At 32.5% G+C, this 7,223-nt stretch carries 9 protein-coding genes and 1 pseudogene; 7 read left to right on the top strand and 3 right to left on the bottom strand.

Annotated elements, in window-relative coordinates:
- Positions 1-19: 19 nt before the first annotated feature.
- The 3 genes and pseudogenes from B5P42_RS28825 to B5P42_RS28815 form a co-directional block, all read right to left on the bottom strand.
- Positions 20-208: a DUF3970 family protein gene (locus tag B5P42_RS28825; RefSeq protein WP_002168186.1), complete on the bottom strand. Its 189-nt coding sequence runs from the start codon at positions 206-208 to the stop codon at positions 20-22.
- Positions 209-277: 69 nt separating this feature from the next.
- A complete protein-coding gene (locus tag B5P42_RS28820; protein ID WP_113735872.1) occupies positions 278-1,063 on the bottom strand; it encodes a class I SAM-dependent methyltransferase in 786 nt (261 codons plus the stop codon).
- 213 nt (positions 1,064-1,276) lie between these two features.
- A pseudogene (locus tag B5P42_RS28815) lies at positions 1,277-1,615 on the bottom strand (hypothetical protein).
- A gap of 475 nt (positions 1,616-2,090) precedes the next feature.
- Between B5P42_RS28815 and B5P42_RS28810 the strand changes: the two are divergent.
- The 7 genes from B5P42_RS28810 to B5P42_RS28780 all read left to right on the top strand — a co-directional run bounded on the left by B5P42_RS28810 (position 2,091) and on the right by B5P42_RS28780 (position 7,198).
- On the top strand, positions 2,091-2,243 hold the full coding sequence (locus B5P42_RS28810; RefSeq protein ID WP_078176551.1) for a YqbF domain-containing protein: 153 nt from the start codon (positions 2,091-2,093) through the stop codon (positions 2,241-2,243).
- Between the two features lie 169 nt (positions 2,244-2,412).
- Positions 2,413-2,847 carry an exosporium protein ExsC gene (gene exsC / locus B5P42_RS28805; RefSeq protein WP_113735871.1) on the top strand — a complete coding sequence of 145 codons (435 nt, stop codon included), beginning with the start codon at positions 2,413-2,415 and terminating at the stop codon, positions 2,845-2,847.
- A gap of 306 nt (positions 2,848-3,153) precedes the next feature.
- Positions 3,154-4,356 (top strand): MFS transporter, encoded by a 1,203-nt coding sequence (locus B5P42_RS28800; RefSeq protein WP_113735870.1) that lies wholly within the window; start codon positions 3,154-3,156, stop codon positions 4,354-4,356.
- A gap of 164 nt (positions 4,357-4,520) precedes the next feature.
- Entirely contained in the window at positions 4,521-4,823 is a 303-nt protein-coding gene (locus B5P42_RS28795; protein ID WP_113735869.1) for a hypothetical protein, read from the top strand.
- 179 nt (positions 4,824-5,002) lie between these two features.
- On the top strand, positions 5,003-5,365 hold the full coding sequence (locus tag B5P42_RS28790; RefSeq protein WP_107886746.1) for a hypothetical protein: 363 nt from the start codon (positions 5,003-5,005) through the stop codon (positions 5,363-5,365).
- A gap of 179 nt (positions 5,366-5,544) precedes the next feature.
- Positions 5,545-6,744 (top strand): LL-diaminopimelate aminotransferase, encoded by a 1,200-nt coding sequence (locus B5P42_RS28785; RefSeq protein ID WP_113735868.1) that lies wholly within the window; start codon positions 5,545-5,547, stop codon positions 6,742-6,744.
- 55 nt (positions 6,745-6,799) lie between these two features.
- On the top strand, positions 6,800-7,198 hold the full coding sequence (locus tag B5P42_RS28780; protein ID WP_113735867.1) for a 3-hydroxyacyl-ACP dehydratase FabZ family protein: 399 nt from the start codon (positions 6,800-6,802) through the stop codon (positions 7,196-7,198).
- Positions 7,199-7,223 lie beyond the last annotated feature (25 nt).

Here is a 7,223-nt window from a genome sequence, read left to right as displayed (position 1 = left end):
CTAACTTTCGGGGGTCACTTCATTTATTGGCGACTTCAATCTTCTTATAAGATAAATATGCTAGTACATTTTTGCTCGAATCATATTTCGGATTATTCCCTTTTCTCGGTTCTCTCATATGTGTTTTTTCAAATCCAGAAATGTCCGGCATTTTCTCTAAAAATTCAAGCATCTCTTCCTCGGTTCCCTCAATACGTACACGAATCATTATTACTATTCCTCAATTCTCATTTTCTCTGTACTAAGTATATCGTACATCAGAAAGACTGCAAGAAATTTATCTTTTTAATGTTGAACTTTTTTTACATACGAACAGTGCCATTTCAGTATAGAATGACTCTACTTTATTATTATCAAAGTGTATGTTGAAAAATCCCTGCATTTCATTTGATGTTTTCATCATACACTCTGTTAACTTTACACGTTTTTGCATAGGTACATCCATCATATCGCACCACCAATCAAAATCAAACTTCTTATCAAAAGTATGACATGACTGCATTTGCAAACCATGTTTTTCTAATAAAGTAATCCATTCTGTTTTTTTCAAAGCTCGTTCATGGCTTGGATCACGTTTCTTTTCGATAAAATTATAAAATGTATCAAATTCATTATTTTCTGGTGAAACATTATCAATTAATATAAATAATCCATTATCCTCCAACGTTCGATTTACTTCAAAAATAAATTGCAAAGGATCAACAAAGTGATGTGCTGCAATTCGGCATGTAATTGTATCAAAGGATTCATCAGCAAATGGTAAATTTTCTGCATTTCCTGCTACAAATGATACATTTTCATGTCCGTTCCCTTCTATAAAATCTTTTGCTTTTTCTAACATTTTTTCTGTTAAATCAAGAGCGACTACCTCTTTAAACATTGGGGCTAACAAATTTACAACATGTCCACCACCAGTAGCAATATCAAGAAGACGAGTATTATGACGAATTTCAACTTGCTGAACTACATATTGTAAATCCGGTCCTTTTGCATGAATTTTACTTTTCACATACTTCTCTGCATTACTACCAAATTGTTGTTTCACAAGTTCTTCTTTACTCACTTTTATCATCTTCTTTCTATAAAGTATTATATTTAATTTATAAGTTCTCTTTATATAATTTCAAATCCTCTTTTAGTCTCGTCTCTTGTATTAGAGACCTTCTATCAAAAAAATTTAACTCTTTTATTTTTAAGCACAAAACAAAAAAGGTTATGGGGAATTATCCCACACCCCCACAAAGTATCTCTTATATTTGAGGATCTTCTTACACGTCTAATCCCCCTGTAACTTCACAATAACTTCTACTTCGCTATTAGTAGCCTCTCTTGCATGCAATCCATATTGGTCCATGCCAATCCATATCCACCCAGGACTATCATAAAGAATATCTATGTTGAAATGCTTCAACTTAGTAAGCTCTGACCTAATAAATTTATCCCTACTAGCGATTTACTTATCAAGCAAGCCATATTCTTTCCCATTTTCAAATAGCGCTATCATCTTTCCTGCAAGTGGATGTATACGAACTATAAAGTGATATTCTTTTTCATTTATATTCGCTACAATCGTATTAGAATCAGGTACATCACATCTAGAATTCGGCATATTCATATCGGTCAGCTCCTTTATTGATTTCATTAATATCGCAACAGATTAATATTTAGATATTATTAATATAATGTAAAAGCTGACTTCCCTTTAGAAATCAGCTTTTACACATTGTTTATCTTTAAACTTTTTACAAATTTTATAATGTTTCTTTCTCTTCGTCATTTCCGGAAACTAAATCTCCTAAAACATCCACCGTAACTTCAACTACAAATTCACAAATCCCTGCTACAACTTCTCCAATTACTTCCTCCATCTTTCTACCCCCTTGTTTTATGGAACCTATTTGTAGTATAGAAGATACTGGTTAATTTTAACTATCGGCAAAGGTGACAAAAACATTACAGATTTGTAAGCTATTTCAATGTTTTTTTGAATTTATACTTCTCCCCTTTGAAACTTTAAGTATTATTAACAACCAGATAGGTCATCATAATATAAAGTATTTAAGAATCCTAATTTAAAGGAGGCGTGTAAAATATACTACGTAAAACTAATTAAAGGTCAATCTTTCTATGCTTTTGATCATCGTTTCTTAATATCCGAAGAAAAAGAGGTTTCAGAGAAAATTTTTAATTACTTACGCCGGAATGAATTCTTCGAAGTACGTAAAGAGGAATACTCTGCCTAATGTACAAACAGCATCGAGAAACAACTCACAGTATTGTGACTCTTTCTTGATGCTTTTATATTATCGCCCCATATTCAACTTTATTCTCAATTCTATTAACATCTTCTAGTATATGTCCAAGCTAATTTATCGTTACTTTCATATTTTAGTATATAAGGAGGTGACGAATATGACTCATATCATTGATTACCAAGCTACTCAACCAATAAATAAAACGGGTGAAACAACTTTTGTAATTCCCCATTCCCCAAACAAAGCAATTCTAGCAAATATTAAATTGAAAATTTCAAGAAAAGATTCACGTGATAATCGAGTAGAATTAATTGCTACAGTTGGGGTTAAAGGTATAACTGACATAGCACAAATATTATTTAGAATTTTCCGTGACAATACAGAAATCTTCAACGCTCAAGTAGGGATTGAATCTACAGATTCTGAGCAATTTTACGTGCAAACATTTCAAGCTATAGATCAAAATGTTAGCTGCGGGACTCACGAGTATTCATTAACTGTAGAAAACCTTACTAGTGGTGCAAGTGCAGACATTGTTGGTCCTCTGTCTTTTAGCGGTTTAGCTATTGGACAAGATCATAAGTGTTGCTAAGTAAATTTATTGTTTAATGTTGTATTTAAGAAAAGTGAGACGTAGTATATACGGTCTTGCTTTTTTTATTTTCCCTATACATACCTTCCCTTTAAATTTGGATTTACTTGTAAATTTTCCCGTCTATTCAATTACCTATTGCATCACTTAATCCAACATTTTTCCACAAATCAAAAAGATTGAAATTCACTAATGAAACACGTAATATAGACTCTGACTCTAAAAAAGTTCGTTAAAAATAATACATAAAATAAGGAGGTTTTATATACGAGTTTTTCATTTTAAAAGACGGAGAGGTTTTACATTATGTGGCGTAATAAAAATGTTTGGATTGTGTTAATTGGGGAGTTTATTGCTGGTCTAGGGTTATGGCTTGGTATTCTTGGTAATCTTGAATTTATGCAAAAATACGTCCCTTCTGATTTTATGAAATCCGTTATATTATTTATCGGACTGTTAGCTGGCGTTCTAGTTGGTCCAATGGCTGGGCGTGTCATTGATCAATATGAAAAAAAGAAAGTTCTTCTTTACGCTGGATTTGGTCGTGTTATTAGTGTTATTTTCATGTTTTTCGCTATTCAATATGAAAGTATCGCCTTTATGGTTGCTTTTATGATTGCACTTCAAATTTCAGCAGCATTTTATTTCCCTGCATTACAATCTGTAATTCCACTCATCGTTAATGAACATGAGCTATTACAAATGAACGGTGTACATATGAATATCGGTACAATCGCTCGTATTGCAGGTACTTCACTAGGTGGCATTCTTTTAGTTGTAATGAGTTTACAGTATATGTATGCCTTCTCAATGGCAGCATACGCTTTATTATTCCTCTCAACTTTCTTCCTACAATTTGAAGATAAAAAATCCGCTACATCAAGTAAACAATCAGCTAAAGATAATAGTTTTATGGAAGTATTTCGTATTTTAAAAGGAATTCCTATTGCTTTTACAGCACTTATATTAAGTATTATCCCTCTATTATTTATAGCTAGATTCAATTTAATGGTTATTAACATTAGCGAAATGCAACATGACCCAACGATTAAAGGATTCATATATACAATTGAAGGTGTAGCATTTATGTTAGGTGCCTTCGTTATTAAACGTTTATCTGATCATTTCAAACCTGAAAAGTTACTATACTTCTTCGCAATTTGTACCGCTTTTGCACACCTTTCGTTGTTCTTTAGCGATATTAAATGGATGGCACTTGCCTCATTTGGTTTGTTTGGATTTAGTGTAGGCTGCTTCTTCCCTATTATGTCGACAATTTTCCAAACGAAAGTCGAAAAAAGCTATCACGGACGTCTATTCTCATTCCGTAATATGTTTGAAAGAGTTATGTTCCAAATTGTCTTACTCGGCACCGGCTTCTTCTTAGATACGATTGGATTACAATATATGGTTCTCATCTTCGGAGTTATTTCGTTGTTGATTATTTTTATTTCCTTATCTAAGCAGAAACAATTTAAAAAACAAACGTCACAATCTGCGAATATATAAAACTAATACTTCTTAAGAATGGATCCCGTATTTTACTGGGTCCATTCTTTTTGAATTTCAAGGATTAAAATCTATTTTCTTTATGTAGTTTAAATATTTAAAGGAGTATCCCCTACTACTTTCGAATAAAATAAATTATAGTTTTTCAAAAAGGAGCTGTGGAAATGTCTTATGGCATCCAATTATTAATTATCCTTCTTTTTTCATTGGTCATGTTTGGCGTCCTTAATTTTTTAGCCATTTCCTTATCTCAAAATAACTTTAAAAGAAGGATTGTTGCAGGTTTCCTATTTTTATTGTTAACTCCCATTATCTTTTTGACTACTACAGCACTCACATCTATATTCGATAAAGGTGGTTTGGGAGTAGCTAACCTAGTCTTCGTTATTTTAAATTTATATATTGTAAATGGAATTGTCATTCTTCTTTCCGCTTCATTTATCCTCAAAAAACATAACATAAGATAGAGTACTAGGCATGAATCTAGCATTACACTAGATTCATGCCTTTTTATTTTAAAAATCTCACCTTTCCCCAAATTTTTATGTGAAATTTAAAAATTCTTTATGAAAATTTAAACTTTATTTTTTACAATATTCCTATCGTATTCGCACGTTTATAAAAACGAATAAGAAAGGAGTACACAATGAAAAAGTTTCTATTTATTTTCCCTATATTAATCGTTCTACTTAGTGGATGTAGCAATAATGATATATACGGTTCTTGGGAAGTCGTTGACAACAAAAATGGTCTTTGCCCTACATCTTATAAATTTGAAACAGTTGTAAAAGAAGAAAAGAAAGAAAAAATTGTTCAATATTTAGTGGAGATGCAAACATCAAAGAAAAAAGAAGATTTATACAAAGGTTCATTTGTAAAGGATTCTAATGTATATCACATTGATTATGGTAACTCATTTACATCGGATCAAACTTTAAAAGTTGTCGATGGCAAATTAAATGTATACTTTTATGCAGTGGAAAAATTATGTACATATAAAAAGAAATGATTAGACTTCATATAAAACGCAGAAAATATTTTCTGCGTTATTTTGTGTTCCTCCTTATTATCCTCCCTCTAAATTTGTCAATCGTTTTAATTTTCATAAAAAAATGATAAAATGTAAACATGTGTTTTCAGAATAATTAAAAATACAGAAAGAAAACACTGTTTTTAGGAGGGGTTTTGATGACTTACACTTTAGCAACTAGAATGAAAGCATTCCAATCTTCTATATTTAGTGAATTAGGGGCCTATAAAAAAGAGAAAATTGCAGCAGGTCATAAAATGATCGATTTAAGTATCGGGAATCCTGATATGCCTCCTGCTGATTTTGTGAGAGAAGAAATGGTACATACAGCAAGTGCAAAAGAAAGTTACGGATATACATTATCTGGTATTCAAGAATTTCACGAAGCTGTAACTGAATATTACAACAACACTCATAACGTTATATTAAATGCTGAACAAGAAGTTTTATTATTAATGGGTTCACAAGACGGACTCGTTCATTTACCTATGGTTTTTGCAAATCCGGGAGATATAATACTAGTTCCTGATCCAGGATATACAGCTTATGAAACAGGAATTCAAATGGCCGGTGCAACATCTTACTACATGCCATTAAAAAAAGAAAATGATTTCTTACCTAACTTAGAAGTTATCCCTGAAGAAATCGCCAATAAAGCAAAGATGATGATTTTGAACTTCCCAGGAAATCCAGTTCCAGCAATGGCACATGAAGATTTCTTTAAAGATGTAATCGCATTCGCGAAAAAACATAATATTATCGTTGTCCATGATTTTGCTTATGCTGAATTTTATTTTGATGGTCAAAAGCCAATTAGCTTCTTATCTGTACCTGGTGCAAAAGAAGTTGGCGTTGAAATTAATTCTTTATCTAAAAGTTATAGTTTAGCTGGTAGCCGTATTGGTTATATGATTGGTAACGAAGAAATTGTCGGCGCGCTTACGCAATTTAAGTCTAATACAGATTACGGTGTGTTTTTACCAATTCAAAAAGCTGCATCCGCTGCATTACGACACGGCGCTGCATTTTGTGAAAAAAACCGTGGAATTTACCAAGAACGTAGAGATACTTTAGTGGACGGATTCCGCAAATTCGGTTGGAATGTCGATAAACCAGCTGGAAGTATGTTCGTTTGGGCTGAAATTCCGAAAGGATGGACTTCGCTAGAGTTCGCTTATGCACTTATGGATCGTGCAAATGTCGTTGTCACACCAGGCCATGCATTTGGTCCTCATGGCGAAGGTTTTGTACGTATTGCACTTGTTCAAGATAAAGTAGTATTACAAGAAGCAGTTGAAAACATTAAAAATAGTGGTATTTTCTCTATTGAAAAAATAGAAGAATTAGTTAAGAATTAATAATAACTCCCCTGCTTAACTTTAGCAGGGGTATTATTATTCCTGGAGGTACGATATGAATATTAAAGATACTCTTCCCCATCGCTATCCATTTTTAATGATTGATAAAATTACAAACGTTAAAGAATCTCAATCAGCTACAGGATACAAACTGATCACAAATAACGAGTGGTTTATTAATGAAAATCAAAACTATATGCCTCATATGCTAATTGTAGAAGCACTCGCTCAACTTAGTTCTTTTGTAAGTACAGGTGAATCTGAAGGACTTGGTTTCCTCTCCTCTTTAGATGGGGTGGAATTTCATGAAAATGCGTATCCCGGTGATAAACTTGACTTACATTATGAATTAACACGTAACAGACGAGGTTTTGTTCTTGGGAAAGGAATTGCCTCTGTAAACGGTCATTCAATCGTTACCATTGAAAAGCTATTAATATATCAAGCTGATTAAACAGATTACATAGTAAGGGGTAGGG

The sequence above is a fragment of the Bacillus sp. SRB_331 genome (assembly GCF_003264175.1).
GTDB lineage: Bacteria > Bacillota > Bacilli > Bacillales > Bacillaceae_G > Bacillus_A > Bacillus_A mycoides.
This window is presented reverse-complemented; position numbering and strand designations above follow the sequence as displayed.